This window comes from Stenotrophomonas sp. TD3 (assembly GCF_001939825.1).
Classification (GTDB): domain Bacteria; phylum Pseudomonadota; class Gammaproteobacteria; order Xanthomonadales; family Xanthomonadaceae; genus Stenotrophomonas.
Genome location: NZ_MOYM01000001.1, coordinates 1,845,832 through 1,871,851 on the forward strand (window position 1 = coordinate 1,845,832; position 26,020 = coordinate 1,871,851).

28 protein-coding genes are annotated in these 26,020 nt (G+C 68.0%); 13 read left to right on the forward strand and 15 right to left on the reverse strand.

The window, feature by feature from the left end; translation table 11 throughout:
* Positions 1 to 4 precede the first annotated feature (4 nt).
* A complete protein-coding gene (locus BKE09_RS08635) occupies positions 5 to 916 on the forward strand; it encodes an MBL fold metallo-hydrolase (RefSeq protein ID WP_075675464.1) in 912 nt (303 codons plus the stop codon).
* 312 nt (positions 917 to 1,228) lie between these two features.
* Here BKE09_RS08635 and dinB read toward each other — a convergent pair whose 3' ends face one another.
* A complete protein-coding gene (gene dinB / locus BKE09_RS08640) occupies positions 1,229 to 2,323 on the reverse strand; it encodes a DNA polymerase IV (RefSeq protein ID WP_075675465.1) in 1,095 nt (364 codons plus the stop codon).
* A gap of 190 nt (positions 2,324 to 2,513) precedes the next feature.
* On the opposite strand from dinB, the gene fabA reads away from it, so the two are divergent.
* Both fabA and fabB read left to right on the forward strand, forming a co-directional pair.
* A complete protein-coding gene (gene fabA, locus BKE09_RS08645) occupies positions 2,514 to 3,029 on the forward strand; it encodes a 3-hydroxyacyl-[acyl-carrier-protein] dehydratase FabA (protein ID WP_075675466.1) in 516 nt (171 codons plus the stop codon).
* A complete protein-coding gene (fabB, locus tag BKE09_RS08650; RefSeq protein ID WP_075675467.1) occupies positions 3,029 to 4,237 on the forward strand; it encodes a beta-ketoacyl-ACP synthase I in 1,209 nt (402 codons plus the stop codon). The genes fabA and fabB overlap by 1 nt, the downstream gene beginning before the upstream one ends.
* 113 nt (positions 4,238 to 4,350) lie before the next feature.
* Here the strand turns inward: fabB and BKE09_RS08655 are convergent, their stop codons facing one another.
* From BKE09_RS08655 to BKE09_RS08665, 3 genes are read right to left on the reverse strand one after another with little or no spacing between them, the layout of a single operon-like run.
* Entirely contained in the window at positions 4,351 to 5,034 is a 684-nt protein-coding gene (locus BKE09_RS08655; protein ID WP_075675468.1) for an HAD family phosphatase, read from the reverse strand.
* Entirely contained in the window at positions 5,031 to 5,732 is a 702-nt protein-coding gene (locus tag BKE09_RS08660) for a pseudouridine synthase (protein ID WP_075675469.1), read from the reverse strand. Before BKE09_RS08660 ends, BKE09_RS08655 begins: the two co-directional genes overlap by 4 nt.
* On the reverse strand, positions 5,729 to 6,793 hold the full coding sequence (locus tag BKE09_RS08665) for a class I SAM-dependent methyltransferase (protein ID WP_075675470.1): 1,065 nt from the start codon (positions 6,791 to 6,793) through the stop codon (positions 5,729 to 5,731). Before BKE09_RS08665 ends, BKE09_RS08660 begins: the two co-directional genes overlap by 4 nt.
* A gap of 157 nt (positions 6,794 to 6,950) precedes the next feature.
* Between BKE09_RS08665 and BKE09_RS08670 the strand changes: the two genes are divergently transcribed.
* Positions 6,951 to 7,214 (forward strand): hypothetical protein, encoded by a 264-nt coding sequence (locus tag BKE09_RS08670; protein WP_005407925.1) that lies wholly within the window; start codon positions 6,951 to 6,953, stop codon positions 7,212 to 7,214.
* 70 nt (positions 7,215 to 7,284) lie between these two features.
* Here the strand turns inward: BKE09_RS08670 and BKE09_RS08675 are convergent, their stop codons facing one another.
* Together BKE09_RS08675 and BKE09_RS08680 are read right to left on the reverse strand one after the other, a co-directional pair.
* Complete coding sequence (locus BKE09_RS08675) at positions 7,285 to 7,578, reverse strand: DUF3247 family protein (RefSeq protein ID WP_075675471.1); 294 nt, start codon at positions 7,576 to 7,578, stop codon at positions 7,285 to 7,287.
* A 43-nt stretch (positions 7,579 to 7,621) separates the two neighbouring features.
* The gene (locus BKE09_RS08680; RefSeq protein ID WP_075675472.1) at positions 7,622 to 9,610 is read right to left on the reverse strand and encodes an ATP-binding protein; all 1,989 of its coding nucleotides are present in this window, start codon (positions 9,608 to 9,610) and stop codon (positions 7,622 to 7,624) included.
* Between the two features lie 244 nt (positions 9,611 to 9,854).
* On the opposite strand from BKE09_RS08680, the gene BKE09_RS08685 reads away from it, so the two are divergent.
* Positions 9,855 to 10,421 carry a DUF3016 domain-containing protein gene (locus BKE09_RS08685; RefSeq protein ID WP_075675473.1) on the forward strand — a complete coding sequence of 189 codons (567 nt, stop codon included), beginning with the start codon at positions 9,855 to 9,857 and terminating at the stop codon, positions 10,419 to 10,421.
* 126 nt (positions 10,422 to 10,547) lie between these two features.
* On the opposite strand, the gene alr is transcribed toward BKE09_RS08685, so the two are convergent.
* Positions 10,548 to 11,615 (reverse strand): alanine racemase, encoded by a 1,068-nt coding sequence (gene alr / locus BKE09_RS08690; RefSeq protein WP_075675474.1) that lies wholly within the window; start codon positions 11,613 to 11,615, stop codon positions 10,548 to 10,550.
* A complete protein-coding gene (locus tag BKE09_RS08695) occupies positions 11,594 to 12,898 on the reverse strand; it encodes a D-amino acid dehydrogenase (RefSeq protein ID WP_014035841.1) in 1,305 nt (434 codons plus the stop codon). The genes alr and BKE09_RS08695 overlap by 22 nt, the downstream gene beginning before the upstream one ends.
* 149 nt (positions 12,899 to 13,047) lie before the next feature.
* On the opposite strand from BKE09_RS08695, the gene BKE09_RS08700 reads away from it, so the two are divergent.
* Entirely contained in the window at positions 13,048 to 13,527 is a 480-nt protein-coding gene (locus tag BKE09_RS08700; protein WP_004140558.1) for an Lrp/AsnC ligand binding domain-containing protein, read from the forward strand.
* Between the two features lie 103 nt (positions 13,528 to 13,630).
* On the opposite strand, the gene BKE09_RS08705 is transcribed toward BKE09_RS08700, so the two are convergent.
* Entirely contained in the window at positions 13,631 to 13,810 is a 180-nt protein-coding gene (locus BKE09_RS08705) for a hypothetical protein (protein ID WP_049408287.1), read from the reverse strand.
* Between the two features lie 144 nt (positions 13,811 to 13,954).
* Positions 13,955 to 14,329: a classical arabinogalactan protein 4 gene (locus tag BKE09_RS08710; protein WP_075675475.1), complete on the reverse strand. Its 375-nt coding sequence runs from the start codon at positions 14,327 to 14,329 to the stop codon at positions 13,955 to 13,957.
* A 140-nt stretch (positions 14,330 to 14,469) separates the two neighbouring features.
* Between BKE09_RS08710 and msrB the strand changes: the two genes are divergently transcribed.
* The 5 genes from msrB to BKE09_RS08735 all read left to right on the forward strand — a co-directional run bounded on the left by msrB (position 14,470) and on the right by BKE09_RS08735 (position 17,700).
* Positions 14,470 to 14,937 (forward strand): peptide-methionine (R)-S-oxide reductase MsrB, encoded by a 468-nt coding sequence (gene msrB / locus BKE09_RS08715; RefSeq protein ID WP_005415117.1) that lies wholly within the window; start codon positions 14,470 to 14,472, stop codon positions 14,935 to 14,937.
* Positions 14,938 to 15,028: 91 nt separating this feature from the next.
* On the forward strand, positions 15,029 to 15,883 hold the full coding sequence (gene motA, locus BKE09_RS08720) for a flagellar motor stator protein MotA (RefSeq protein ID WP_005407915.1): 855 nt from the start codon (positions 15,029 to 15,031) through the stop codon (positions 15,881 to 15,883).
* Positions 15,884 to 15,886: 3 nt separating this feature from the next.
* On the forward strand, positions 15,887 to 16,825 hold the full coding sequence (gene motB, locus BKE09_RS08725; RefSeq protein ID WP_014035837.1) for a flagellar motor protein MotB: 939 nt from the start codon (positions 15,887 to 15,889) through the stop codon (positions 16,823 to 16,825).
* A 97-nt stretch (positions 16,826 to 16,922) separates the two neighbouring features.
* The gene (locus BKE09_RS08730; RefSeq protein ID WP_014035836.1) at positions 16,923 to 17,411 is read left to right on the forward strand and encodes a hypothetical protein; all 489 of its coding nucleotides are present in this window, start codon (positions 16,923 to 16,925) and stop codon (positions 17,409 to 17,411) included.
* A gap of 13 nt (positions 17,412 to 17,424) precedes the next feature.
* Positions 17,425 to 17,700 carry a DUF4031 domain-containing protein gene (locus tag BKE09_RS08735; RefSeq protein WP_004153991.1) on the forward strand — a complete coding sequence of 92 codons (276 nt, stop codon included), beginning with the start codon at positions 17,425 to 17,427 and terminating at the stop codon, positions 17,698 to 17,700.
* A 98-nt stretch (positions 17,701 to 17,798) separates the two neighbouring features.
* On the opposite strand, the gene BKE09_RS08740 is transcribed toward BKE09_RS08735, so the two are convergent.
* Entirely contained in the window at positions 17,799 to 18,341 is a 543-nt protein-coding gene (locus BKE09_RS08740; RefSeq protein ID WP_075675476.1) for a hypothetical protein, read from the reverse strand.
* A gap of 90 nt (positions 18,342 to 18,431) precedes the next feature.
* Here BKE09_RS08740 and BKE09_RS08745 point away from each other — a divergent pair, with 90 nt between their 5' ends.
* Positions 18,432 to 18,680 carry a DUF3297 family protein gene (locus tag BKE09_RS08745; RefSeq protein ID WP_012509930.1) on the forward strand — a complete coding sequence of 83 codons (249 nt, stop codon included), beginning with the start codon at positions 18,432 to 18,434 and terminating at the stop codon, positions 18,678 to 18,680.
* A 106-nt stretch (positions 18,681 to 18,786) separates the two neighbouring features.
* On the opposite strand, the gene BKE09_RS08750 is transcribed toward BKE09_RS08745, so the two are convergent.
* From BKE09_RS08750 to BKE09_RS08760, 3 genes are all read right to left on the reverse strand, one after another.
* Positions 18,787 to 20,436: a Na+/H+ antiporter gene (locus BKE09_RS08750; RefSeq protein WP_014035832.1), complete on the reverse strand. Its 1,650-nt coding sequence runs from the start codon at positions 20,434 to 20,436 to the stop codon at positions 18,787 to 18,789.
* A gap of 117 nt (positions 20,437 to 20,553) precedes the next feature.
* Complete coding sequence (locus tag BKE09_RS08755) at positions 20,554 to 21,342, reverse strand: class III extradiol ring-cleavage dioxygenase (protein ID WP_075675477.1); 789 nt, start codon at positions 21,340 to 21,342, stop codon at positions 20,554 to 20,556.
* Between the two features lie 31 nt (positions 21,343 to 21,373).
* Positions 21,374 to 21,784, reverse strand: a complete 411-nt coding sequence (locus tag BKE09_RS08760; RefSeq protein ID WP_075675478.1) for a DoxX family protein — start codon at positions 21,782 to 21,784, stop codon at positions 21,374 to 21,376.
* Between the two features lie 96 nt (positions 21,785 to 21,880).
* On the opposite strand from BKE09_RS08760, the gene BKE09_RS08765 reads away from it, so the two are divergent.
* Positions 21,881 to 22,762: a LysR family transcriptional regulator gene (locus BKE09_RS08765; RefSeq protein WP_014035829.1), complete on the forward strand. Its 882-nt coding sequence runs from the start codon at positions 21,881 to 21,883 to the stop codon at positions 22,760 to 22,762.
* 95 nt (positions 22,763 to 22,857) lie between these two features.
* Here BKE09_RS08765 and BKE09_RS08770 read toward each other — a convergent pair whose 3' ends face one another.
* Entirely contained in the window at positions 22,858 to 25,920 is a 3,063-nt protein-coding gene (locus BKE09_RS08770; RefSeq protein WP_075675479.1) for an EAL domain-containing protein, read from the reverse strand.
* Between the last annotated feature and the right edge of the window lie 100 nt (positions 25,921 to 26,020).

The window sequence follows — 26,020 nt, forward strand, 5'->3', positions numbered from 1 at the left end:
TCCGATGCGTACCGCTGCCCTGCTGCTTCCCCTCGCCCTGGCCGCCACCTTCACCAGTGCGCCGCTGCTGGCCGCGCCGGCCACCGCAGCGCCCGCCACGGCGACGAAATCCCAGCTGCACCTGCAGACCTTCCATCCCGGCCCGCAGGCGATGTTCTCGGTGTCCTCGGTGCTGATCGAAGGCCGCCACGACGCGATCCTGGTCAATGCGCAGTTTGGTGCCAGTGACGCGCGCAAGCTGGTCGAGCTGATCCGTGCCAGCGGCAAGCAGCTGACCACGATCTACATCAGCCACGGCGATCCGGATTACTACTTCGGCCTGGCCACCGTGCAGGACGCGTTCCCGCAGGCACGCATCGTCGCCACCGCGCAGACCGTCGCCCACATCCAGCAGACCCAGGCCGGCAAGCTGGCCTACTGGGGACCGAAGATGGGTGCCGACGTGCCCGCGCGCATCGTGGTGCCGCAGGTGCTGGACGGCGATGCCCTGCAGCTGGAAGGCCAGCGCCTGCCGCTGATCGGCCTGGATGGGCCGACGCCGGACCGCACGGTGCTGTGGGTGCCGTCACTGCGCGCGATCGTCGGTGGCATTCCGGTGGTGGCGGGCGAGCACGTGTGGATGGCCGACACGCAGACCCCGAAGTCACATGCCGACTGGCTGCAGACCCTGCAGCGGCTGCAGGCGCTGAAGCCGAAGGTGGTGGTGCCGGGGCATTACGCGCCGGGTGCGGCACTGGATGCCAGTGCGCTGCGCTTCACCGCGGACTACATCCGCGCATTCGACGCCGAGACGGCAAAGGCCAAGGACAGTGCGGCGCTGGTGAAGGCGATGCAGGCGCGCTACCCGAAGCTGGCCGGCGTGGCGTCGCTGGAGCTGAGTGCGAAGGTGGCCAAGGGCGAGATGCAGTGGCCATGAGCTAGGGGGTTTTCTTTTGCAGGGCTGCGCCCTGCACCTGCTCAATGCAACGGCAACAGCCGAAGCAACAGCAACAGCTGCCTATCCGTGGGATGACGAGGTGGGTCCGGTTGCGGGGGACGCTGCAAGTACGTCCATGTAAGCTCGGTCGCCGCATCCATGCGGCTCACGCCCCCGCAACCGGACCCACCCCGCCTTCGATAGTTTCCCGCTATCTGTCGGAACCTGCTGCTGATGGTGGGTGCCGACCGTTGGTCGGCACGGGGTCGGATCCCGTTGCTGCGCAACGGGCTCTGACCCCGACTTTGACGATCAGATGGATGCGGAATCGTTCGGCCCGTGCTCGAACAATTCCCCCTGCACCACCGGCTCCTTTTCGCGGAACCCACCGAGCCCGACACCCACCAGCCGGTAGCGGGTCTCCGCCGGCAGGTCGACGCGGGCGCGCAGGGCCAGGGCGATGTCGCGCAGTTCTTCCATCGACTCGGGCGGGCGCTCGGGGGTGAAACTGCGGGTGAGGATGCGGAACTGCGCGGTCTTCAGTTTCAGCACCACGGTGTGGCCGACGCGCTCGGTCTTGCGCGTGGCATTCCAGGTTTTCTCCGCCAGCTGCACGATCGCCTCGCCCAGGTCTTCCAACGGACGGTCCTCGGCGAAGGTGTCTTCCGAAGAGATCGACTGCACCTGCTGGTCCGGTTCCACCGGCCGCTCGTCGATGCCGCGTGCGCGGTTGTACAGGCTGCGGCCGAAACTGCCGAACGCCTCTTCCAGGTCGATCAGTGCCCACTGCCGCAGGTCGCCGCAGGTGACGATGCCGCGCGCGGCCAGCTTGCCTTCCATCACCTTGCCGACGCCGGGCACGCGGTTCACCGGCAGTGGCAGCAGGAAGGCGTCCACCCGCTGCGGTGGAATCACGAACTGGCCGTCGGGCTTGCGCCAGTCCGAGGCGATCTTGGCCAGGAACTTGTTCGGTGCGATCCCGGCTGAAGCAGTCAGCCGGGTTTCCTCGCGGATCTGGGTGCGGATGGTACGGGCGATGTCGGTGGCCAGTTCGATGCCGCTCTTCGGCTCGGTCACGTCCAGGTAGGCCTCGTCCAGCGACAACGGCTCGACCAGGTCGGTATGGCGCAGGAAGATCTCGCGCACCTGCTGTGACACCGCTTTGTAACGTGCGAAGTCCGGCGGTACGAAGATCGCATCCGGGCACAGCCGCTCGGCACGCACGGCCGGCATCGCCGAGCGCACGCCGAACACGCGTGCCTCGTACGACGCCGCGCACACCACCGAACGCGCGCCACGCCATGCCACAACCACCGGCTTGCCGCGCAGTGACGGATCGTCGCGCTGCTCCACCGACGCGTAGAACGCGTCCATGTCGACGTGGATGATCTTGCGCAGTCGGGTCATGTCAGGCGGAAAGGGCGGGGGCGGGCCGGGCGGGCCACACGCCGAAGTATGGTCGTTGCACATCAACAGGATGCGCGTATTCCCTTGAAAACACTACGGTTGCGTACGGTTGAAATGTTTGATCGGGGCAGTTTCCACGGGCATCCTCGAGCGCTTGTTTCCCGTTTCCCCGCTTCCAGGATTGTGCTTCATGACCCGTCTCCACGCGTTCAACCGCGAACAGCTGCTGGCCAGCACACGCGGTGAACTGTTCGGCACCGCTGCCGGCCGTTTGCCCAACGACCCGATGCTGATGTTCGACCGCATCACCGACATCCACGAGGACGGCGGACCGCACGGCAAGGGCATGGTACGCGCCGAGCTGGATATCCGCCCGGACCTGTGGTTCTTCGGCTGCCACTTCATCGGCGACCCGGTGATGCCCGGCTGCCTGGGCCTGGACGCCATGTGGCAGCTGACCGGCTTCTTCCTGACCTGGCTGGGCGCCCCCGGCAAGGGCCGCGCACTGGGCTGCGGCGAGGTAAAGTTCACCGGCCAGGTACTGCCGGACGCCAAGCTGGTGCGCTACGAGATCGACATCAGCCGGGTCATCAACCGCAAGCTGGTGATGGCCCAGTCGGACGCCCGCATGTACGTGGATGACCGCGAAATCTACAGCGCGCGCGACCTGCGCGTCGGCCTGTTCACTGAAACCGGGAGCTTCTGATGCGTCGCGTTGTCATCACCGGCATGGGCATCACGTCCTGCCTCGGCAATGATCTGGATACCGTTTCGACCGCGCTGCGTGAAGGGCGCTCGGGCATCACCCTGCTGGCCGACCATGCCGATGCCGGGCTGCGCAGCCAGGTTGGCGGCCGTGTCGACCTCGACCTGGACGCATTGATCGACCGCAAGCAGAAGCGCTTCATGAGCGATGCGGCAGCCTTCGCCTACCTGTCCATGCGCGATGCCATCGCCGACGCCGGGCTCAGCCCCGAGCAGGTCAGCAACCTGCGTACCGGCCTGATCGCCGGTTCCGGTGGCGGCTCCAGCGAGTGGCAGATCGGCGCTGTCGACCTGCTGCGCGAACGTGGCGTGCGCAAGGTCGGCCCGTACATGGTGCCGCGCACGATGTGCTCGACGGTCTCGGCCTGCCTGGCCACGGCCTACCAGATCAAGGGCGTCAGCTACTCGCTGTCGGCCGCCTGCGCCACCTCGGCGCACTGCATCGGCGCCGCCGCGGACATGATCCGCCACGGTGCGCAGGACATCATGTTCGCCGGTGGTGGCGAAGACCTGCACTGGTCGATGAGCGTGATGTTCGACGCGATGGGCGCACTGTCGACCAGCTTCAACGAAACCCCGGCCAGCGCCTCGCGCCCGTACGACAAGGACCGCGACGGCTTCGTCATCGCCGGTGGTGGCGGCATGCTGGTGCTGGAGGATTACGACCACGCCGTGGCCCGCGGTGCGCACATCCATGCCGAGCTGATCGGCTATGGCGTGACCTCCGATGGCGCCGACATGGTCGCACCGTCCGGTGAAGGCGCGGTGCGCTGCATGAAGATGGCGCTGCAGGGCGTCGATCGCCCGCTGGACTATCTCAACACCCACGGCACCTCGACCCCGCTGGGCGACGTCACCGAGCTCAACGCGATCCGCGAAGTGTTTGGCGACGCGGTGCCGCCGCTGTCCTCGACCAAGGCGCTGTCCGGCCATTCGCTGGGCGCGGCCAGCGTGCACGAGGCGATCTACTGCCTGCTGATGATGCGCGATGGCTTCGTCGCCGGTTCGGCCAACATCGGCGAGCTGGACCCGAAGGTGGTGGATTTCCCGATCCTGCGCGAGAGCCGCGAGCAGCAGCTGGACACGGTGATGTCCAACAGCTTCGGCTTCGGTGGCACCAACGCTGCGCTGGTGTTCGGGCGCGTGTGACTGGGCAGGTGTGCCGACCAACGGTCGGCACCCACCGGAGATTTGTGGCGCGCCGACCAAGGTTGGCACCCACCAAAGCAGTAAAGAGTGCCGGCCAACGGTCGGCACCCACCTTATTTCGGCAGCAGCGGCAACAGCAGCGCGTGCGCGTCCACCAGCGAGCCGACGATGCGGTGGCCCAGTGCGCGCAGCTCTTCATCCGGATGCACCAGGTCCGGCACCTGGATCACGGTCATGCCGGCCGCCAGTGCGGCCCGCGTGCCGGCCGGTGAGTCTTCCAGCGCCAGGCAGCGCTCGGGCACCTGGCCAAGCCGCTGCGCGGCCAGCAGGTAGATGTCCGGCGCCGGCTTCGGCCGCGCGACGTCACCACTGGTGATCACGGCATCGAAGTACGGCAGCAGGCCTGCGGCCGCCAGCTTGCGGTTGGCGCGCGGCTGCCGCGTGGTGGTAGCCACCGCACGCGGTACCGCGTGCGCCTTCAGCAGTTCCAGCAGCTCCAGGATGCCCGGCCGCAGCGGCAGCCCGGTCTGCGTGCGTGCTTCGTACAGCTCATGGCAACGTGCCGCCACTGCATCGATCACGCTGTCCTCGATGCCCTGCGCGCGCAGCAACGCATGCGTATCGCGGTCGCCGAGGCCGACCATGCGCAGGAACACCGCTTCCTCCAGGCCCAGCCCGAATTCGTCGGCGGCCTCGCTCCAGCAGGCCAGCGAGACCCGCTCGCTGTCGATCATCAGGCCGTCCATGTCGAAGATGACAGCGTCGGGGAGGAACGGCAGCGCAGCGATGGTGGTCATGGAGCGAACAGCGTGTCCAGGTCGGTGGAAGTGAGCTGCCGCCATTGCCCTTCGTCCAGCCCCTGCAGGTCCAGCCCGCCGACGCGGCTGCGGTGCAGGGCCTGCACGTGGTTGCCGGTGGCGGCGAACATGCGGCGTACCTGATGGTAACGGCCCTCATGCAGTACCAGGCGCGCACGACGGGCCTCCAGCACTTCGAGTTCAGCCGGCAGCAGGGGGGTCTTCTCGGACTCCAGCATCAGCGTGCCGCTGGCGAACAGCGCCACTTCGTCGCCGCGCAGGTCGTCGCTCAGTTCCACTTCGTAGACCTTCGGCAGCTTCGACTTCGGCGAGATGATCCGGTGCAGCAGGCCGCCATCGTCGGTCAGCAGCAACAGGCCGCTGGTCTCGCGGTCGAGGCGGCCCACGGTGGACAGCACCGGATCGCGGTCGCGGAAGCGCGGCGGCAGCAGGTCGTAGATCAGGCGGCCGGTGTCCTTGGTCGAACAGGTGTAGCCGGCGGGCTTGTGCAGCGCGATCGACAGCCCCACCGGCGGATCCAGCGGCTCGCCATCGACGCGGATCGCCTCGTGCGGCACCTGGTCATCGGCGTACAGCACTTCGCCGTCGGCGTCGGTGACGCGGCCTTCGCGGAACATCCACTGCACCTGCTTGCGGCTGCCATAGCCCAGGTTGGCGATGTGCTTGACCAGCTTCACTTGCCCTTCCCCTTCACTGCTTCAACCAGCTTGAAACCGTCGCGCTCGGCAACCACGCGCACCGCACCGAAGCTGTCGTTGAGGGTGTGCTCGTACGGCAGGTGGCGGTTGGCCACCACGTACAGGCGCCCACCCGGGCGCAGCGCCTGCGCGGCCACGGCGATGAAGCGCTGGCCGATGTCCGGGCGGTCGGCACGCGACGGCGTGTGGAACGGCGGGTTGCTGATGATGACGTCGTAGCCCGGCTCGATGCCGGCGGTGACGTCCTGCCACAGGAAGCGCAGCGGCAGCGCGCGCGGCGGCGGCGCCAGGTTCAGTTCGGCCAGGGCCAGCGCACGCTGCTCGGCCTCGTACAGGTCGAGCGCGGTGATCTTCGGGCAGCGTTCCAGCAGCTCGCGCGACAGATAGCCGTAGCCGGCGCCAAGGTCGGCGGCGCGGCCGGCCAGGTCGGCCGGCAGGTGCTCGGCCAGCAGCGCCGATGCCGGATCGATGCGGTCCCAGGCGAACACGCCCGGGCGGCTGAGGAAGCGGCCGCCCATGATCGGGCGCACCGCATCCAGCGCCGACCAGCGCTTGGCCAGGTCGGCGTCGTGCTGGCCCTGCAGCGGGGCGGTCCAGTACACGCGGCAGTGGTTCTTGGTCAGGCAGCCACCGAGGCCGGTCAACTGCTTGAGATCACCTTCACCGGAGCGCGCGCCTTCGTTGTTGGACTGGCAGGCAACGATACGGCCGCCTTCGGCAACCAGCGCCAGCGCGCGGGCGAACAGCGCACGGGCTTCTTCACGCTGGCGCGGTGGCAGCACCAGCACCAGCGGGTAACGGCCCTTGCCGGCCACATCGTCCAGCTGGCCGCTGACGGTCCAGCCGGCGGCCTGCTGCAGCGGCTGCGCGAACGGGGCGAAACTCTGTTCGCAGTGCACTTCGCGGTTGCCGGCCGCTTCGCGCAGCGGCCAGCCATCGCGGGCACGCAGGAAGGCCACCGGGCCCTCCGGCCAGCGCAGGGCGCCTTGGGAGAACGGCAGGAGCAGGGTCTGCAGGGGGGCGTCGTCGCTGGAGGCCATCGGCGCGGGTACTTCAAGCGTGAGGGCCGTCCATTGTACCGGCTTGGCCGGGCCCGCCCCGGCAGGCCGCTTTGCGAAACCCGAACGGGGCCTTGATCTGCCAGAAACATTGAAACGTTCAGGGTAGAGGCTCCCCCGGAAACCCAGGAGAACCTGCATGCGAGCCTTGTTCGTCGGTGGCGTGGTCGACAACAGTGAAATGGACCTGGAAGGCAGCCATCCGCCCGTGCATTACCCCGAGGACACCGGCGGCGGCCACTCGCGTTACCGGCTGCACCAGGTCGGTCATGGCGCCGACGGCAGCGTGGCCTATGCGGTGTACGGCGCGCCGGACCTGGCCGATGACGAGGTGGCCCGGGTCGCTGAAGAACGCGCCTACGCGCGCCGGTTCGAGGCGACGCCGACGTTGTTCGAGCATTGACACATCTGTAGCGCCCGAGCCCGCGCTCGGGCGACGGCGCAGCCGAGCGTGGGCTCGGCTCTACATCGGATCAAGGCGCCTTGGGTGGGAGGCGGTTGATGCTGGCGATCTCGTCCAGCCACACGTGGTGCTGCTGCACCGGCGTGTCGTAGTCATCCAGCCGCAACTGGCCGTTGCTGCCTTCGTCGCCAGCCTCGTTGCGGTACTGCTGCACCGTCGGTTTCACCGCGACGGTGCCGAGCAGGCGGCGACCATCGTGCAGGGTCAGTTCCACCTGCGTTTCGCCTTCCAGCTGCGGCAGCAGGGCTTCCAGGCGCGCGATCTGCGCCGGATCGGTATGGATACGGGGAGCTATGCGGGACATCGGCGACCTCCTGCATACAGGGTCGCCGATCGGCCGTGAATGCTCAGTGCAGCGCGCTGTCCGCGCGGGGTACCTGCACCTTGCGCACCGCAGCCACCAGCTGCGCCACCGAGTACGGCTTGGCCACGTGCTCCTGGAAGCCCGATGCCAGCGCACGGCGACGGTCATCGGCACGCGCCAGCGCGGTCACGGCTACCGCCGGCAGGGTCATGGCATCCACGCCCATGTCCTCGCGCAGCGTGCGCACCAGGCCATAACCATCCATGCCCGGCATGCCGATGTCGGTCAGCATCACGTGGTACTGCAGATGGCCGGTGTCGGCCAGCAACGCCAGTGCCTCGCCGGCCGAACTGGCCGCGGACACGCTGGCGCCCTGCTCTTCCAGCATGCGCCGCAGGTACTCCAGCACTTCCGGCTGGTCTTCCACCGCCAGCACGTGCATGCCGCGCAGCGGATACGGCTCGACGATCACCGGCTCCAGGATCGGCCCGCTGATCACTTCGCGCAGCGGGCGCCGCTCGGCATCGGGAATGTGCTGCGGCAGGCGCACGGTGAACGTAGCGCCGTGGCCGTGGCCCTCGCTGGCGGCGGTGACCGTGCCGCCATGCAGTTCGACCAGCTGCTGCACGATCGCCAGGCCCAGGCCCAGGCCGCCATGGCGTCGGGTGGTGGTGCCATCGGCCTGGCGGAAGCGGCTGAACAGATGATTGAGGAATTCGGGCGCGATGCCATCACCGGTATCGCGCACGGTGATCTCCCAGTGGTTGCCGTCGGCCCGCAGCTGCAGGTCGATGCGGCCTTCAGCCGGGGTGAACTTGATCGCGTTCGAGAGCAGGTTCCAGAACACCTGCTGCAGGCGCGTGGCATCGCCCAGCACCAGGCTCGGTTGTTCGGGCAGCTGCAGGTGCACGTCCAGCGCCTTGCCTTCGGCCACCAGCTCCTGCGCGCCGATGGCCTCGCCCAGCAGCGTGCTCAGGTCCAGCACTTCCACCTCCAGCTGCACCTTGCCCAGCAGCATGCTGCTGAGGTCGAGCATGTCCGAGATCAGCCGCTTCTGCGCACCGGCGCTGTTGGCGATCACGTTCAGGCCCTTGTACAGCGGGCTGGTGTTGTCCACGCGCTGCAGCAGCAGCTCGCTCCAGCCGAGAATGGTGGTCAACGGCGTGCGCAGCTCATGCGACAGCGTGGCCAGGAACTCATCCTTCAGCCGCGCCATGTTTTCCGCAGCACTGCGCGCAGCACGCTCGGACTGCAGCAGTTCCTCGCGGGCCAGTTCGATCTCGCGGCGTTCGGTCACGTCCGGGCTGCTGCCGGCCAGGCCGATGAAGCGCCCCATGCGCGAGAAGCGCGGGCGGGCGTTCATCTCCAGCCAGCGCCACTGGCCATCGGCACGGCGCGCACGCACCAGCGCATGCATCGAGCGCTGCGCCTTCAGCGCTTCCTGCAGTTCGTACTCGAATACCGACGCATCGTCCGGATGCACCAGGCCACGCCAGACGTCTTCCGGCACACGCGTCTCGTCACCGCCGAAGAATTCGCTGAAAGCGCTGTTGACGAAGCGGGCATGGCCGCGCTCGTCGAGCACCCACACCGGCATCGGCAGGCCATCGGCCAGCGCACTGAAGCGGGCCTCGCTCTCGCCCAGCTCCACTTCCATCTGCTTGCGCGCGGTGATGTCGAAGAACAGGATGCCGACCTTGTCCTCGCCCGGCCGGCCCACGCGCACCGCGTCAACCGCGAACGAGCGGCCCAGCGCGCGCGCTTCCATCTCGAACTGGGCGGGGCGACCGCTGCGTGCGACCTCGCCGTAGATGCGGAACCAGTCTTCCTCGTGGTGCGGCTCCAGCAGGCTCATGCGCTGGCCGCGCGCGTCCTTCAGGCCGGTGTGGCGCTCGAAGGCGTCGTTGACCTCGATGAAACGATAGTCGACCGCACGGTCGCCCTCGAACAGCACCTGGATCACGCAGAAACCGGCGTTGATGCGCTCAAGCACGCCATGATGCAGGTCGGGTTCGGGCGCCGGCACCATCATCGGTGGGCGCTCCACGAGGGGCGGCAGTGTGGACAAGGGCGTCTGTGCAGGCCGGGTTGGAGGCACAGCATCTTCCAAAGGGCGTATTCACAGCGTCAAGCGCCGTCAGTCATGGTTGACGACGATGAATTGGCGGCAACCACTCTTGCGGATGTCGCAATCGGCCGTTGCGGCGACGGGAAAGCGGGATCACACTCGATCTGTAAACCGCATCGTCCCCATCGAAGGGGCGCAGGAGACCGTCATGAACCGCTCATTGGCCACTGCCCTGCTGCTGGCAGGCGCCCTCATGGCGGGCAGCGCGAACGCCGCGCCGCGCGCCGTCACCGATCCGGATGCGCCCCGTGCGCTGCAGGCCAATGGCCCGGTCAGCGTGAAGTGGGACGATCCGGCCAAATTCACCGAAATCCGCCAGAGCACCAACCGTTTCGAGGCCGAACGCGGCAACTGGGTGCAGCAGCTGGCCAGCTACGTGCAGACCACGGCGGCCAAGCCGCTGCAGCCCGGGCAGACCCTGGACGTGACCCTGGTCGACATCAAGCGCGCCGGCGACTACGAGCCCTGGCACGGCCCGCGCGGCAGCGACATCCGGATCATGCGCGACATCTATCCGCCGCGGATCACGCTGCAGTACACGCTGAAGGACGCCAGTGGCCGCATCGTCGATGAGGGCGAAGCCAAGCTCAGCGACACCGGCTACCTGCACAACCTGGGGCTGAAGAGCGACAGCGACCCGCTGCGCTACGAGAAGCGCCTGATCGACGACTGGGTGAAGCGGCAGCTGACAACGCAGGCCACTGCTGCACGCTGATTCCGGGCGGCGCGACCCACCGGTAGGTGTCGACCAGTCCCTACCGGCAGGTGTCGACCTTGGTCGACATGCATTCAAAGCGCCGACCAAGGTCGGCCGCTACCAGAGCCGAGCGTGGGCTCGGCGCTACACGTACACCTTCGCCACGCGCTTGACCGCACAGGGCAGCTGGTAGGCGCTGACGCCACAGCGCGGCGCCAGTTCCGACAGCGTCGGCGCAGAACCCCACAGTTCCACCACGCTGCCGATGCCGGCCTGCGCATGCGCGGTCAGGTCCACGGTCAGCATGTCCATCGACACGCGGCCGATCAGGGCTCCGGGCTGACCATCGATCAGCACGGGCGTGCCATTCGGTGCGAACTGCGGATAGCCATCGGCGTAACCCAGCGCGACCACGCCCACGCGGGTGCGCGCCTTGGCAACGAAGCGGGCGCCATAGCCCACCGGCTCACCGGCCTCGATCCAGCGCTCGGCGATCACCTTGGACTGCATCGTCATCACCGGGCGCAGGCGCTCGGTCAACGCGGTGTTGTCCGGCAGCGGATTGGCGCCGTACAGCATCAGGCCTGGGCGGACCCAGTCGCTGCGCACGTCCGGCCAGCCCAGCAGTGCCGGCGAGTTGCACACGCTGGTCTCGCCGTGCAGGCCGTCGATGGCCCGCGCGAAGGTCGCCGCCTGCTCGTGCGTGCGTTCGCTGTCCAGCTCGTCGGCGCGCGCCAGGTGGGTCATCAGCACGATGCGCTCGACCTGCGGCAGCGCCGACAGGCGTGCATGCGCCGCGCGGAAGCTGTCCACGTCCAGGCCGAGGCGATGCATGCCGCTGTCCAGCTTCAGCCACACCGTCAGCGGGCGCGGGCTGTCGAACGCGACCAGCGCTTCCAGCTGCCACGGCGAGCCCACCGCGAACCAGAAATCGTGTTCGGCCACCAGCGCCATGTCACTGGGCTCGAAGATGCCTTCCAGCAGCAGGATCGGCGCACGGATGCCGGCCTGGCGCAGTTCCAGCGCCTCTTCGATGGTGGCCACGCCGAAACCATCGGCCTCGCCTTCCAGCGCCTGCGCACAGCGCACCGCGCCATGGCCATAGGCATCGGCCTTGACGATCGCCAGGGCCTTGCCACCGCCCAGTTCACGGGCGAGCCGGTAGTTGCTGCGCAGGGCGCCCAGATCGATCAGCGCGCGGGCAGGACGCATGTGCGGTTCTCATGTTGCGGGGCGTGACCGTACTGGCCGTAGCGGAAAATATCCAGGCCTTCGGTGCTGATCTGCGGCTGGCGCGCGCTCATCAGGTCGGCCAGGTAGCGACCGGAGCCGCAGGCCATGGTCCAGCCCAGGGTGCCGTGGCCGGTATTGAGGTACAGGTTGCGGAACGGCGTGGCGCCGATCACCGGCGTGCCGTCTGGCGTGGCCGGGCGCAGGCCGGTCCAGAACTGCGCGCGCGACAGGTCGCCGCCCTTCGGGTAGAGGTCGCTGACCACCAGTTCCAGGGTCTCGCGGCGGCGCTGCGACAGCGACAGGTCGAAACCGGCCACTTCGGCCATGCCACCGACACGGATGCGGTCGTCGAAGCGGGTCACCGCCACCTTGTAGCTCTCGTCGAGGATGGTCGAGGTCGGCGCCATCGCCGGGTCGGTGATCGGCAGGGTCAGCGAATAGCCCTTCAGCGGGTACACCGGCAGGCGCATGCCCAGCGGTGCCACCAGCGCCGGCGAATAGCTGCCCAGCGCGACCACGAAGCGGTCGGCGGTTTCCAGCTTGCCGTCGATGCGCACGCCGGTGATGCGGTCGCCATCGAACTCCAGGCCAGTGATGTCCTGGTCGAAGCGGAATTCGACGCCGGCATCCACGCACATCTGCGCCAGGCGGCGGGTGAACAGCTGGCAGTCGCCGGTCTGGTCACGCGGCAGGCGCAGCGCGCCGACCAGGCCATCGACATGGGCCAGGGCCGGTTCGGCCTGGATGATGCCGGCGCGGTCCAGCACCTCGTACGGCACGCCGTACTGGGCCAGGATCTCGATGTCCTGCGCCGAGGCATCCAGCTGCTGCTGGGTGCGGAACAGCTGGGTGGTGCCCAGGTCGCGGCCTTCGAACTCGATGCCGATCTGCGCGCGCAGCTCGTTCAGGCAGTCGCGGCTGTACTCGGACATGCGCACCATGCGCGCCTTGTTGATCGCGTAGCGCTCGTGGGTGCAGTTGCGCAGCATCTGCCACAGCCAGCGGTACTGGGCCAGGTCCATGCCCGGCTTGATCGCCAGCGGCGCGTGCTTCTCGAACAGCCAGCCGATGGCCTTCTTCGGCACGCCCGGGGCGGCCCAGGGCGAGGTGTAGCCGAACGACAGCTGGCCGGCATTGGCGAAGCTGGTCTCCAGCGCCGGGCCGGGTTGGCGGTCGATGACCGTGACTTCAAACCCGGCCTGTCGCAGGTACCAGGCACTGGTGGTGCCGATCACGCCGCTGCCGAGAACTAGGACTCGCATGGGACTTCTCCAACCCGATCATTCCCTGCACTGGAGCGTGCCGGGACCATAATTGGGGAAGTATAGACAGCCAATACCAGTTGATTTGCCTGATTTGAAATCAACCGGCAGGATGTTCTCCTGCAATTCATTCCCCAAGGTTGACGGCCATGGCCACCCGTACCCGCGAACTGGACAAGATCGACCGCAAGATCCTGCGCATCCTGCAGGCCGAGGGCCGTATTTCCTTCACCGAACTGGGTGAGCGGGTCGGGCTGTCCACCACCCCGTGCACCGAGCGCGTACGCCGGCTCGAGCGCGAAGCGGTGATCACCGGCTACCACGCCCACCTGGACCCGGCGGCGGTGAAGGCCAGCCTGCTGGTGTTCGTGGAGATCAGCCTGGCCTACAAGTCCGGTGACATCTTCGAGGAGTTCCGACGCGCCGCCCTGAAGCTGCCCAACGTGCTGGAGTGCCATCTGGTGTCGGGCGACTTCGATTACCTGCTGAAGGCGCGGATCAGCGAGATGGCCTCCTACCGCAAGTTGCTTGGCAGCACCTTGCTGACACTGCCGCATGTGCGTGAGTCGAAGAGCTACATCGTGATGGAAGAGGTGAAGGAGACACTGAGCCTGCCGATTCCGGATTGAGACCGGAAAGGGTTGGGGTCGGAGCCCGCTGTGCGGGATCCGACCCCGGTCGGGGGGCTGCAAGGGGTCAGATCCCGCAACGCGGGCTCTGACCCCGATTCCGTCAGCGCTGCTGCGGGTGTTTCTGCGAACGCTGTTCCTGCTGCTTGCCACCCTTGTGCGGCTGCTGCGGCTCCATCTGCTGCTGTTGCTGCTGTTGCTGCGGGTTGCGGCCCTGCGGTTCCTTGCCGGGATGACGGTTCTGCTGGTTTTTCATGATCGCGATCCAGTGGACGAAGGACATGCGGCGGCGGAATGCCGGCGCAGGGCCACGGTGGTCCCGGAACGGTTAATCGCAGGCGAAAAAGCAGTGATCGGCAGGACGTTGTTTTCGTGCGTTCAGGCCGTACAGCGTGTGGTGGCTGCCAACCCTGCCTGGCATCCGAGGTCAGCGCTTGATCTGCTGCCCATCGCCGGCCGGCACGCTGTCGTAATAGCGGCCGGTGCGCGAATCGAACACGCGGTTCGGACCGGCCGGGCGCACACCGGGCACGATACGGCCATTGCGGTCGTACACCTTGTCAGCCGGCTTCGGCATCGGTGTGGGCGCGACCTGGGCAGGCCCGGTGGACCTGATCGGCTGCGCCGGCTGCGGCGACGGCAGCACCTGCGGCTGCGGGCGGGCCGCCTGCGGCGGCGGTACCACCGGCGCCGGTGCCACGGTGGTCGCACTGCGGGTGGCGGTCGGGTCGGCGGTAGGCACCTGGGCCAGCGCCAACGTGGGCAACAGGGCCATCAACAGCAGGGGAAGGGTTGGTTTCATGGCACGCTCCGGCGTGGATCACATTCACCATGCGCCTGCGCCTGTGTGCCGCCCATGAACGGCCATCACACTTGCAAGCGCGCGCCGGCACCCCCACGTTTTCCCGCATCCCCAGGCCATCGACCCCACGGAGAGCCGGCATGACTGCCTTCGACCTGACGCCCCCCACCGCCACCCAGACCGAGGCGCTGATCGCTGGCCTCAGCAGCGAAGAGCGCCGCGTGCTGCTGCAGCACGGCACCGAAGCGCCGTTCTGCGGGGTGTTCCTCGACAACAAGCGCGAGGGCGTCTACTGCTGCCGGCTGTGCGCGCTGCCGCTGTTCCGCTCCAGCACCAAGTTCGATTCCGGTACCGGCTGGCCCAGCTTCTTCGCCCCGTTCGACCCGGCGCACGTGCGCGAGATCCGCGATACCAGCCATGGCATGGTGCGCACCGAGATCACCTGCGCGCGCTGCGGCAGCCACCTGGGCCACGTGTTCCCGGACGGTCCGCCGCCCACCTACGAGCGCCACTGCCTGAACTCCGTCTCACTTTCGTTCACCGGCAATGGCGAGCCCTGGCCCGACCCGTTGCAGCGTGGCGGCGCAGAAAGCGGCGTGGCGGGCTGAAACACCCCGCTGACCGATTTCACAGAATTCCCTCTTCAGAAAACCGGGCGACGGGCCGACAAGGAGATATCCCCTCTCCTTGCGTCGCCCCATGCTCATCATCGTTGGATTCCTGGTCGTCATCATCAGCGTGATCGGGGGCTACCTCGGTGCCCACGGCCGCCTGGGTGCCCTCTGGCAGCCCTACGAACTGGTCATCATCGGCGGCGCCGCGCTCGGCGCCTTCCTGGTCGGCACCCCGGCCAAGACGGTCAAGCAGACCCTGCAGGCCATGGTGGGCGTGTTCAAGGGCCCGCGCTACAAGCAGCAGGACTACATCGATGTGCTCAGCCTGCTCTATGAACTGCTCAACAAGGCCCGCCGCGAAGGCTTCATGGCGCTGGAAGACCATGTGGAGCGGCCGGCCGAGAGCGCGCTGTTCGGCAACTACCCCAAGGTGCAGGCCGACCACCACCTGATCGACTTCATCACCGACTGCCTGCGCCTGATGATCGGCAGCAACATCGAGCCGCACGAGCTGGAGCCGCTGCTGGAACTGGAGCTGGAAAAGCACCATGCCGAGGCGATGGCACCGTCGCAGGTACTGACCAAGGTGGCCGACGGACTGCCCGGTTTCGGCATCGTCGCGGCGGTGCTCGGCATCGTCATCACCATGGGCTCGATCGGCGGCGACATCGTCGAGGTCGGTGGCCACGTGGCCGGCGCGCTGGTCGGCACCTTCCTCGGCATCCTGCTGGGCTACGGCTTCGTCGGCCCGATGGCCGCCGCCATGGAAGCGCGCGCCGAGCAGGACAGCCGCATCTACGAATCGGTGAAGACCGCCCTGCTGGCCTGCCTGCGTGGCTACAACCCGAAGATCGCGCTGGAATTCGCCCGCAAGACGCTGCCGTCGAACGTGCGTCCGGCCTTCTCCGATTTCGAGCAGCACCTGAAGACGGTCAAGTAAGCCATGGCCGAGACCAAGCCCACTGTCATCGTCCGCCGGGTCAAGAAAGCCGGCCACGCCGCCCATCATGGCGGTTCGTGGAAGGTGGCGTATGCCGACTTCGTGACCGCGATGATGGCGTTCTTCCTGGTGCTGTGGCTGATGGCCACCACCAACAAGAACGACCGTGCGGCCATTTCCGAGTACTTCCGCAACCCCAGCCCGCTGAGCGGGCAGAACGCCACGCCGGCGCCCGGCATGGCCGGCCCGGGTGGCGCCAGCACCTCGATGATCAAGCTGGGTGGTGCCACCGACATCTCGCGGGGCAGCAGCAACGATCCCTTCCAGAACCAGAAGGAAGCGGTGCCGCAGCCGGTGGACCAGCAGCAGCGCGACAAGCAGCAGCTGGAAGCACTGATGAAGGAACTGCAGGAAGCGATCAGCAAGAGCCAGGCACTGGAGCCGTTCAAGGACCAGCTGCTGCTGGACCTGACCCCGGAAGGCCTGCGCATCCAGATCGTGGACAAGCAGAACCGGCCGATGTTCGACCTCGGCAGCGCCACGCTGAAGCCCTATACGCAGCAGATCCTGCACGAGCTGGCCAACTACCTGAACCACGTGCCGAACCGGATCAGCCTGACCGGCCACACCGACATCACCGCCTATTCGGCCGCGCGCGGCTACGGCAACTGGGAACTGAGCGCCGATCGTGCCAACGCCGCACGGCGCGCACTGGTGGACGGTGGCCTGGAGGACAGCAAGATCACCCGCGTGGTCGGCCTGTCTTCGTCGGTGCTGTTCGACAAGGCCGACCCGCAGAACCCGATCAACCGCCGCATCAGCATCGTGGTGATGACCCAGGCCGCCGAAGCGGCCGCCCTGGCCGGTGCCGGCCCGCAGGTGGGATTGTCGGCCCCCGCCGCCGACCCGGACGTGCAGGCCGCGCAGGGGCCGGCGCGCTGAATCGGGGTCAGATCCCTTTCCACGGGAAAGGGATCTGACCCCACCTGCACGCGGCCGCTACAATGGCGGTCTTTCCGTTTCCAGGTGACCCCACCCCATGTCCCAGAACTCCAAGGCCAAGCGCGACAAGCGCAAGAAGCAGCAGGCCAAGCGCCCGTTCCTCCGCCTGAACGCCCAGCAGCAGGTGCAGAACCATGCCGTGCTGACCAACGAAGACGGCCAGGTGGTTGCGGCCATCGGCCTGCAGGGCCGTGAGTGGCTGCTGGCCATCGGCGGCCAGACCATGGGCAACGCCGAGAACCCGGTGCCGATGCTGGCCATGCTCAAGCACCTGGCCAACGTGCAGGAGAAGGAAGGCCGCAAGGTCAACCTGGAGTACTCCGAACTGCTGCAGAAGCTGCTGGACACCCTGGCCGCCGAATCCGAGCAGACCGCTGACGAGTACCTGGACAAGCTGGTCGCCGAGTTCGAAGGCGTCGACGCTGCAGAGGGCGAGGAAGGCGAAGCCGCCGAGGGCGACGTGGCCGAAGACGCCGCTGCCGAGGCCACCCCGGCCGCTGACAGCGACAGCAAGCCGCAGGCCTGAACCGGCCGCGGCGGTGACGGTCTACGTCGATGACGCGGTGCATCCCTGGCGCGGACAGCGCTGGGCGCACCTGATGGCCGACACCCTGGCCGAGCTGCACGCGATGGCGGCGCAGCTCGGCATTCCCCCGCGGGCCTTCCAGAACAAGGCCAGCGGCGCCCACTACGATGTCACTGCCGAGCTGCGCGCGCAGGCGATCGCGCTCGGTGCGCGGGCGATTTCCCGGCACGCCGACCGCGAGCTGGTCAAAGCAGTGATCGCCAACGCCAGGGCGCAATACCGGCCGTAGGCAGCCGTGGGTGGCTACCGCTTGCTGTGCTGGGTGGGGCTATCACTTGCTAAGGTTGGCATCCCCCCATAGGCGGGCTGCGCACCCACCTGCCCTGCTCAGAACGGGTCGCTGCCCAGCCGGATTTCCACGTTCAGCAGCGAGCACAGCGCCAGCATCGCGTCGTCGTCGCGGGTCAGCGCCATCACGCCGGTGAAACCGTCGCTGCCGGCATCCACGCTCCACAGCGTGTAGTTGTGCTCGCGCAGGCGGTCGAAGGCGGTGGACATCAGCTGCACGCCGTCCAGGTCTTCGGTGAAGTCCTCGTCGTCCAGGTCGCCGCCCCAGTCCAGCTGCAGGTTGAAGCGCGCCGACAGCTCGTTCACCGCCGACTGCAGCGATTCCAGGTCGTCACGCTCGACCTCGAAACCGGACTGCCAGGCAATGGCCGTGAACAGCGCCGGCAGCCAGTCGCTGTCCGCTTCCAGCGGCTGCCCATCCTCGGACAGGTGCTCGCGCCAGCGGTTGAACTGCTGCAGGGCCAGCTCTTCGTCGCCCGGGTTGATCAGCACCAGCAGGTTCCAGACCCGCGCCTCGAAGCCCTCCTCGTCGAAGTCGTGGATGTCTTCCTCGAAGTCGAAATAGTCGCTGTTGTCGGGCATGGCGGAACTTCCTCTGGGGCAGGCCGGCATTCTACGGTTTATCCTGTGCCGCTGAAGCCGGCCTTGGTGGCCGTCACTGTGAACGAAGCGATGAGCGATACCCCTCCCGACCACCTGGCGATCAACCCGGCCAGCCCCTTCCATGATGCGCAGGCGCTGGAGCGCGGCGTCGGCGTGCGTTTCAACGACGTCGAGCGCGACAACGTCGAGGAATACTCGGTCAGCGAAGGCTGGATCCGCGTGCAGGCCGGCAAGGCCCGCGACCGCCGCGGCAACCCGATGACCATCAAGGTCAAGGGCAAGGTCGAGGCGTATTTCCTGGAAACGAAGCCGGAATAAGTGGCTTTTGTAGAGTCGAGCCATGCTCGACTGCTTTCCGTTCCGGGTTCATGACGCCGGGGGCAAGAGCAGTCGAGCATGGCTCGACTCTACAGATGTACGCTGGTCATTCGCGCTTGCGCGATTCCAGCAGGTCCAGGTTGCGGATCAGGCGCCGCGAGATCTCGTCGGAGATCACCCCGCGCCGGGTCAGCCGGAACAGTTCCTCGCGCTCGGCATTCAGGCCCGCGCTGCGCAGCTGGCGGTAACCCAGTTCCATGCGCCGCACTTTCTCCGGGTCCACGTCGGGCCCGTCGTTGTCCTTCTCCAGGTGCCGCTGGTACAGCAGGCTCACCCGCGAGGCAGCATCGTTGTACAGCTGCACGTTCTCGGTGTTCTGGTTCATCACCAGCTGCTGGCGCATGCGTTCGACCCCGGCCAGCGCGGCCTTGGAGGACAGCTTGCGTGCCAGGTCCTCTTCCTTGCGCTCGCCCGAATCGGCTGGCAGCTGCAGGCCCTTCAGCAGCTGCGGCAGCGCCACGCTGGCGCCGATCAGCGAGAACAGGATCACCGCCGCGGCCAGGAAGATCACCAGGTCGCGTGCCGGGAACGCGCTGCCATCGGGCAGGAACAGCGGCAGGGTCAACACACCGGCCAGGGTGATCGCACCGCGCACGCCGGCCACCGAGGTCGCCACCACGATGCGCCAGTTCGGCGCCTCGCCCCGCTCCAGGCCGCGGCGGCGCGCGCGCAGCAGGTTCCAGCGCAGCGACAGCCATACCCACAACAGGCGCAAGGTGATCAACGCCAGATTGATCACCACCACGTACACCACCAGCCACCACGCACTCTGGTGGCCGGACTCGTTCATGGTGGTGGTTGCGCGTTCGACGATGCCCGGCAACTGCTCGCCGAGCAGCACGAACATGATGCCGTTGAAGCTGAACTGCAGCATGTTCCAGACCCCCGCACGCTGCACGCGCATGCTGCCGGAAACACGGCCGGTCAGCTCGACGTAGCTCATCGCGATACCGGCGGCGACTGCGGCCAGGATGCCCGAGGCATGGATTTCTTCGGCCAGCAGGTAGGCCGCGAACGGGATCAGCAGGTTGACCAGCATGGCGGCACCCGGCTCTTCGCCGAAGCGGCGCCACAACCAGCGCTGGAACGTGGATACGCCGAGGGTGACCGCCACGCCCACGGCAAGGCCGGCCACCGCCACCCACAGGAAGGTCAGCGAGGCCGTTGCCAGCGAGAAGGAGCCGGTCATCACCGCCGCCACCGCGAAACGGAAGCAGACCAGGCCGGACGCATCGTTGAGCAGTGACTCGCCTTCCAGGATGTGCATCAGTCGCTTCGGGATCGGTGCCTTGGAGGCAATCGCCCCGACCGCTACCGGGTCGGTCGGCGAGACGATGGCCGCCAGCGCGAAGCACACCGCCAGCGGCATCACCGGAATCATCCAGTGGATCAGCAGGCCGGCGCCGATCACGGTGAACACCACCAGGCCGAACGCCAGCTCGAGGATCGCGCCCTTGTCGCGGAACAGGCCCTGCTTGGGAATGCGCCAGCCATCGAGGAACAGCAGCGGCGGCAGGAACAGCAGGAAGAACACCTCCGGCTCCAGCGCATGGCCGCGGTTGAACACGCCGGCGATCACCGCGCCCAGGCCGATCTGCACCAGCGGCAGCGGCAACGAGAACGGGAGGACGCGAACCAGGTAGCCGCTGGCGACAACGGCCACCAGCATCGCCAGGACGACTTCAATGGTATGCATGCTTCTTCCAGGAAGCGGCGCGCGGGGAGGCTCGAGGGCCAGCGCCGGAAACCCGGAAAAAACTACCACATGCGGCCGTGACCGCGACGGCCGGGGCCGCCGCGCGTCAGCCCCGGCTCATGCCCCGTCGAAGCGGTACAGATCCATGGCGAGGAAGCCGGCATCGATGCCGGCGTCGATGCGGCGTGCACCGAAACCGCCCTCGCCGGCCGCGCCCATCGCGAAGAACAGCGGCAGCAGGTGCTCGTCGGTCGGGTGCGCGCGTTCGGCGAACGGCGCCTGCCGGCGGTAATCGAGCAAGGCCTCGCGGTCGTCGGCGGCCAGGCGCTGCTCCACCCACTCGATGAAGGGCCGCACGTACGGCGCTTCCTTGCCGTCCTGGTAGTCGCCCCAGTCGTGCAGGTTGTGGGTGATGCTGCCCGAGCCGACCAGCAGCACGCCCTGCTCGCGCAGCGGCGCCAGCGCGCGGCCCAGCGCGAACTGGTGCTCGGGACCGAGCAGCGGCTGGATCGACAGCGGTACCACCGGGATGTCGGCCTGCGGGCGCAGCAGCCGCAGCGGCACCCACGCGCCATGGTCGAGGCCACGCTGCGGGTCGAGTGCCACCGGCAGGCCGGCAGCGGCGATGCGGCCGGCCACCTCTTCGGCCAGCGCCGGATCACCCGGCGCCGGGTACTGCAGTTCGAACAGCGCGCGCGGGAAGCCACCGAAGTCGTGGATGGTGGGCGGCTGCGGATGCGCGCCGACCAGCGGTTGCCGGCCCAGCCAGTGCGCCGAGGCCATCACGATGGCACGCGGCGTCGGCAGGTCGCGCGCCAGCTCGGCCAGACGCACGCCGACCTGGCCCGGATGCAGGGCGGTCATCGGCGAACCATGGGAGATGTACAGCGAAGGCAGGCGGGACATGGAATTCTCCAGTTGCAGGATCAGGCGGCGATCAGCGCGAACGCAGGGTCCACTTGCCGTCGCCGACCAGGAACAGCACTACCAGCGCCAGTGCCCAGAACGCCGGGTATTCCCAGCCACCGCCGGCATTGGCGAAACCGAAGCCGTTGGCGCCGTGCACGGTGACGATGGTGCCCAGCAGCAGCGGCACGCCGACCAGGCCCACCCAGCGGGCGTAGATGCCCAGCAGGAGCGCGACGGTGATCACCAGCTCGACGCCGATGGTGAGGTAGCCGAGCACGCCGGGCAGGCCCAGCGACTCGAAGAACGCCGCCGTGCCGGCCGGGGTGAATACCAGCAGCTTGGTCAGCGCATGGACCAGGAACAGCACGCCCAGGGCCAGGCGCAGCAGGGTGGCGCCGTACGGGGCCAGCGGCGAAACAGGAGCGGTCGTGGTGTGCATGGGGAAACACCTTGAAGGGAGTGGGAACAGGTTATTGCGCCTTCGTGAGCCAATAAATACGATGGATTGACCGTATTTATTTCAAAAGGCGCAACAATGGACACCCTCGAGGCGATGCGCGTGTTCGTGGCGGTGGTCGAGCGCAACGGCTTCAGTGCCGCCGCCCAGGCCCTGGACATGTCCACCGCCGGCGTCACCCGCCAGGTCGCCGCGCTGGAAAAGCGCCTGTCCACCCGCCTGCTCCACCGCACCACGCGCCGGGTCAGCCCGACCAGTGCCGGCGCCGCCTACTACGCCCAGTGCGTGCGCCTGCTGGCCGAGTTCGACGCACTGGAGGCCAGCATCGGGGCGCAGGCGCTGGAGCCCTCCGGCACGTTGCGCATCAACGCACCGGTCAGCTGGGGCATCGCCCGCCTCGGCCCGTTGCTGGCCAGCTACCGCGAACGCTACCCGCAGGTGGAACTGGACCTGGCCCTGTCCGACCGCCTGGTGGACATGGTCGAGGAAGGCTACGACGTGGCCATCCGCATCACCCGCGAGCCCGGGCCCACCCTGATCGCCCGTCGCCTGGGCGAGTCGCGGGTGAGCCTGTGCGCCGCGCCGGCCTACCTGGCCGCACGCGGTACGCCACAGACGCCGCAGGAGCTGCAGGCCCACGCCTGCCTGAGCTACAGCTACTGGGCCGCGGGTGACCATTGGCCGCTGCAGGGGCCGGGCGGCGAAGTAAAGGTCTCGGTGAGCAGCCTGCTGCACGCCAACAACGGCGACGTGCTGCGCGAAGCGGCGATCGCCGGCATGGGCGTGATCCTGCAGCCCGACTTCCTGCTGGAAGACGCACTGGCCGACGGCCGACTGGTGCGTGTACTGCCCGAGTGGGAGGCCTCGCCGATCGGCATCTTCGCGGTCTATACCAGCCGCAGCCACCTGGCACCGAAGGTGCGCAGTTTCATCGACCATCTGGTGGAAGCCGGGGTATAGCCGAGTCTGGCGCCTGCCGGTAGTGCCGGCCGCTGGCCGGCAATCCGACACATCCCGGTCCTGGGCGAATGCCGGCCAGCGGCCGGCACTACCACTTAGGCGGCCACTTCATCCAGCGCGTCGATGATCCGTTCCAGCGGCGCCGGCCGCCCCAACAGGTAGCCCTGCACCTGGTCGCAGCCGTGCGCAGCCAGCCAGTCCAGCTGCCCCGGCGTTTCCACGCCCTCGGCGATGATGGTCAGGCCCATGCTGTGGCCCAGTGACAGCAGCGCGCGGCAGATCGAGGCATTGCGCGGATTGGTTTCCACATCGGCGACGAAGCTGCGGTCGATCTTCAGGATGTCCAGCGGCAGGTGCTGCAGGTACGACATGCTGGAATAACCGGTGCCGAAATCATCCAGCGACACGCTGATGCCCTGCTCGTGCAGGCGCTGCATGGTCTGCATCGCCTGCGCCGGCTTTCGCATCAGGCTGCTCTCGGTCAATTCCACGTGCAGCGCACCGCGGGCCAGGCCGAACTCCTGCTGGGCGCGGGTGAACTCGGCCACCAGGTCGCTGTTGAAGAACTGCACCGCCGATACATTCACCGCGATCGGCAGCTCACCCCAACCGGCCTCGACCAGTCGACGCTGCGCCTTCGCCGCCGCGCGGATCACCCAGCGGCCCAGCGCCAGGATCAGCCCGGTGTCCTCGCACAGCTGGATGAACTCGTTGGGCGGAATGAAGCTGCCGTCGGCCTGCGGCCAGCGCAGCAGGGCCTCCAGCGCGGCCGGGCTGCCATCGCTGGCATGCCGGATCGGCTGGAAATACAGCTGGAATTCGTTGTCGATGGCGGCGTGGATGCGCCCGGCCAGGCGCAGGCGATCGGCCAGGCGCGTGGTCACCGCCGCGTCGAACCAGACCACCACGTTGCCCTCGGCGCGCGCCGCGTGCGCGGCCTGTGCAGCCATGCCGATCACCTGCTCGGCGCTGTGGCCGTCACCGGCGATGTGCACGGCCACGCCGATGCGCGGCTCGAACTGGTGCAGCGAATCCTTGCCGCGCATCGGCGCAGACACGATCTGCAGCAGGTCGTCCAGCACGCGCTGGGTATCGTGCTCGGTACCGATGGCGAACACGAAGTCCTCCGCCGGCTGGAATGCCAGCGTGCCACAGCGCGCGCCCAGGCCACCGAGCCGGGTCGCCATCGACTGCAGCACCGCATCGCCGATCTCGCGGCCCAGCGTATCGGCCACCAGCTGCAGGCCGCGCAGCTGCACGAAAGCGATGGTGTAGCCTTCCTGCTGCTCGTCCAGCTGCTCGGTCAAGGCGCGCACGTTGAGCAGGCCGGTGGCCGGGTTGTGCCGCGCCTGGTAGGCCAGGTCACGCTCGTAGGCCAATCGTTCGCTGACATCCTCGGCCAGCACCAGGCATGCGGGCTGTCCGTCGAAATCGAGCCTGGACAGGTGGGCGCGCACTTCGAACACGCTGCCGTCCTTGCGCCGGTGCAGGCGCACGGTGGCGTCCTGAAGCTCGCCAACGCGGGCCTTGGCGATCGCACCTTTCACCTCATCCCAGCCTTCGCGCGGGCGGATGTCGAGGATGCTCATCGCCAGGAACTCGTCGCGGCTGTAGCCGTACTGGCGCACCGCCGCATCGTTGACCTCGATGAAGCGCAGCGTATCCGGGTCGAACACCCAGAACGGCGCCGGGTTGCGGTCGAACAACAGGCGAAAGCGGCGTTCCACCTCGCTCACCTGCTCGCGCGCCTGGTAGCGCTCACTCAGGTCGGTCAGCGCACCGATCATGCGCCGCTCGCTGTCGGCCACTTCCACCCGCTGCCCGCGCGCGCCCACCCAGCGCACCTCGCCCCCGGGCAGCACCAGGCGGAACACCTGGTCGAGCACGGCGCTGCCGGCGAAGGCCTGGTCAAAGGCCTGCTGCAGGCGCGCGGCATCATCGCGATGCACGCGTGCGAAGAAATCGGCAACCGGCAGGGCATCGGTCTGCACCCCGAAGATCTCGCGCGCCAGCGGTGACCAGCGCAGCAGTGCGGCATCCTCGTCCACGTACCAGGTACAGACACGCCCGACCTGGTGCGCAAGGCGCAGCTCGGCGTGGCCTGTTTTCAGCTCCTCGGCCATCGCCTGCTGGCTGCGGGTGCTGCGGCGCACGGCGTACAGCAGCACCAGCAACACCGCGATGTAGGCCAGTACGATCGCCACCGACGCCTGCAGGTACGGCCACCACGGCGCCAGTACGTCTTCGTCGGCCAAGCCGACCTGCACCGCCAGCGGGCTGCGTTCCAGCGTGCTGATGGTGATGATGCGCGGCACGCCGTCGACGGCACCGGGCAGGCTGCCCAGCTCGACCACCGCCTGCTTGCCGAGCAGGTCACGGCGCGGCAGATCGTAGCGGCGGCCCACCGTGCCGTGTGGATCGGGCACGCGGGCCAGCATGTAGCCCTCGGCATCGCTGATCGAGACCAGTCCGTTGGGGCCGACATCGAGGCCGCCGACGATGCGCTGCAGTTCGCCACAGCGCAGCCGCGCCAGCAGCCAGCGGTCGCCGGCCATCGGCAGCGCCAGCGGGACCACCCAGCCACCATCACTGGCCCGCTGCGGCGGGCCGATGTACAGCGCGCTGCCTTGGCCGCGGCGCTGCGGGTCGGTCCACAGCGGCAGCTGAAGGTCGCCCTTGCCGGCCGTCAGCGGCCGGCCGTAGCTGTCGAGCACGACGATGCTGTGCAGCTCGGCATGCCGGCGCAGCACGCCGCCGATGGAGGCATCCAGCAAGGCCGGCGCCTGTGCCGGCACGCTGCGGAACAGTTCGGCGGCGTCGGCGGCGATGCCGGACATGGCCCGCTCCAGGTTGCGCAGCTCCAGCGCCAGCAGGCGCTCGCTGCCCACCGCCAGCGCACGGCTCTGCCGCTGCGCCGCTTCCAGGCGGCGGTGGTGGTCATTGACCAGCATGGTGGTCAGGCCGGCCACCAGCAGCACGCCCAGCAGCACGCCGCCCCAGGTGATGGCGCGCAGCGGCCGGGCCAACGCCCGTTTCAGCGCGGGCATCGGTTGATCTTCCTTGTGCAGTCGGCTGGCTTCATGCGCGAACGAATCCTCCACGTCCCCGACCTCAACGGCCGGCGGACGCCATTCTTGACGCCTGACCCCGTCCTGCATGGCCACCTCCCCGTGTCCGCGCAGGGCTCCAGGGTCCAGCATGCACCACCCCGGTGACGGCGTGAAGATCGCGTCTGCGCGTTCAGCCAGATCCTGCACA

Excerpts from the sequence above, each read along its gene's own strand:
- BKE09_RS08685 (WP_075675473.1), top strand. The coding sequence starts at position 9,855 with ATGAACCGCTCATTGGCCACTGCCCTGCTGCTGGCAGGCGCCCTCATG.
- BKE09_RS08655 (WP_075675468.1), bottom strand. The coding sequence starts at position 5,034 with ATGACCACCATCGCTGCGCTGCCGTTCCTCCCCGACGCTGTCATCTTC.
- alr (WP_075675474.1), bottom strand. The coding sequence starts at position 11,615 with ATGCGTCCTGCCCGCGCGCTGATCGATCTGGGCGCCCTGCGCAGCAAC.
- BKE09_RS08670 (WP_005407925.1), top strand. The coding sequence starts at position 6,951 with ATGCGAGCCTTGTTCGTCGGTGGCGTGGTCGACAACAGTGAAATGGAC.
- BKE09_RS08675 (WP_075675471.1), bottom strand. The coding sequence starts at position 7,578 with ATGTCCCGCATAGCTCCCCGTATCCATACCGATCCGGCGCAGATCGCG.
- dinB (WP_075675465.1), bottom strand. The coding sequence starts at position 2,323 with ATGACCCGACTGCGCAAGATCATCCACGTCGACATGGACGCGTTCTAC.
- motA (WP_005407915.1), top strand. The coding sequence starts at position 15,029 with ATGCTCATCATCGTTGGATTCCTGGTCGTCATCATCAGCGTGATCGGG.
- BKE09_RS08700 (WP_004140558.1), top strand. The coding sequence starts at position 13,048 with ATGGCCACCCGTACCCGCGAACTGGACAAGATCGACCGCAAGATCCTG.
- BKE09_RS08730 (WP_014035836.1), top strand. The coding sequence starts at position 16,923 with ATGTCCCAGAACTCCAAGGCCAAGCGCGACAAGCGCAAGAAGCAGCAG.
- BKE09_RS08760 (WP_075675478.1), bottom strand. The coding sequence starts at position 21,784 with ATGCACACCACGACCGCTCCTGTTTCGCCGCTGGCCCCGTACGGCGCC.
- BKE09_RS08695 (WP_014035841.1), bottom strand. The coding sequence starts at position 12,898 with ATGCGAGTCCTAGTTCTCGGCAGCGGCGTGATCGGCACCACCAGTGCC.
- BKE09_RS08705 (WP_049408287.1), bottom strand. The coding sequence starts at position 13,810 with ATGTCCTTCGTCCACTGGATCGCGATCATGAAAAACCAGCAGAACCGT.
- fabA (WP_075675466.1), top strand. The coding sequence starts at position 2,514 with ATGACCCGTCTCCACGCGTTCAACCGCGAACAGCTGCTGGCCAGCACA.
- fabB (WP_075675467.1), top strand. The coding sequence starts at position 3,029 with ATGCGTCGCGTTGTCATCACCGGCATGGGCATCACGTCCTGCCTCGGC.
- BKE09_RS08755 (WP_075675477.1), bottom strand. The coding sequence starts at position 21,342 with ATGTCCCGCCTGCCTTCGCTGTACATCTCCCATGGTTCGCCGATGACC.
- BKE09_RS08740 (WP_075675476.1), bottom strand. The coding sequence starts at position 18,341 with ATGCCCGACAACAGCGACTATTTCGACTTCGAGGAAGACATCCACGAC.
- BKE09_RS08635 (WP_075675464.1), top strand. The coding sequence starts at position 5 with ATGCGTACCGCTGCCCTGCTGCTTCCCCTCGCCCTGGCCGCCACCTTC.
- BKE09_RS08710 (WP_075675475.1), bottom strand. The coding sequence starts at position 14,329 with ATGAAACCAACCCTTCCCCTGCTGTTGATGGCCCTGTTGCCCACGTTG.
- BKE09_RS08745 (WP_012509930.1), top strand. The coding sequence starts at position 18,432 with ATGAGCGATACCCCTCCCGACCACCTGGCGATCAACCCGGCCAGCCCC.
- BKE09_RS08750 (WP_014035832.1), bottom strand. The coding sequence starts at position 20,436 with ATGCATACCATTGAAGTCGTCCTGGCGATGCTGGTGGCCGTTGTCGCC.
- BKE09_RS08665 (WP_075675470.1), bottom strand. The coding sequence starts at position 6,793 with ATGGCCTCCAGCGACGACGCCCCCCTGCAGACCCTGCTCCTGCCGTTC.
- BKE09_RS08680 (WP_075675472.1), bottom strand. The coding sequence starts at position 9,610 with ATGATGGTGCCGGCGCCCGAACCCGACCTGCATCATGGCGTGCTTGAG.
- motB (WP_014035837.1), top strand. The coding sequence starts at position 15,887 with ATGGCCGAGACCAAGCCCACTGTCATCGTCCGCCGGGTCAAGAAAGCC.
- msrB (WP_005415117.1), top strand. The coding sequence starts at position 14,470 with ATGACTGCCTTCGACCTGACGCCCCCCACCGCCACCCAGACCGAGGCG.
- BKE09_RS08770 (WP_075675479.1), bottom strand. The coding sequence starts at position 25,920 with ATGCAGGACGGGGTCAGGCGTCAAGAATGGCGTCCGCCGGCCGTTGAG.
- BKE09_RS08765 (WP_014035829.1), top strand. The coding sequence starts at position 21,881 with ATGGACACCCTCGAGGCGATGCGCGTGTTCGTGGCGGTGGTCGAGCGC.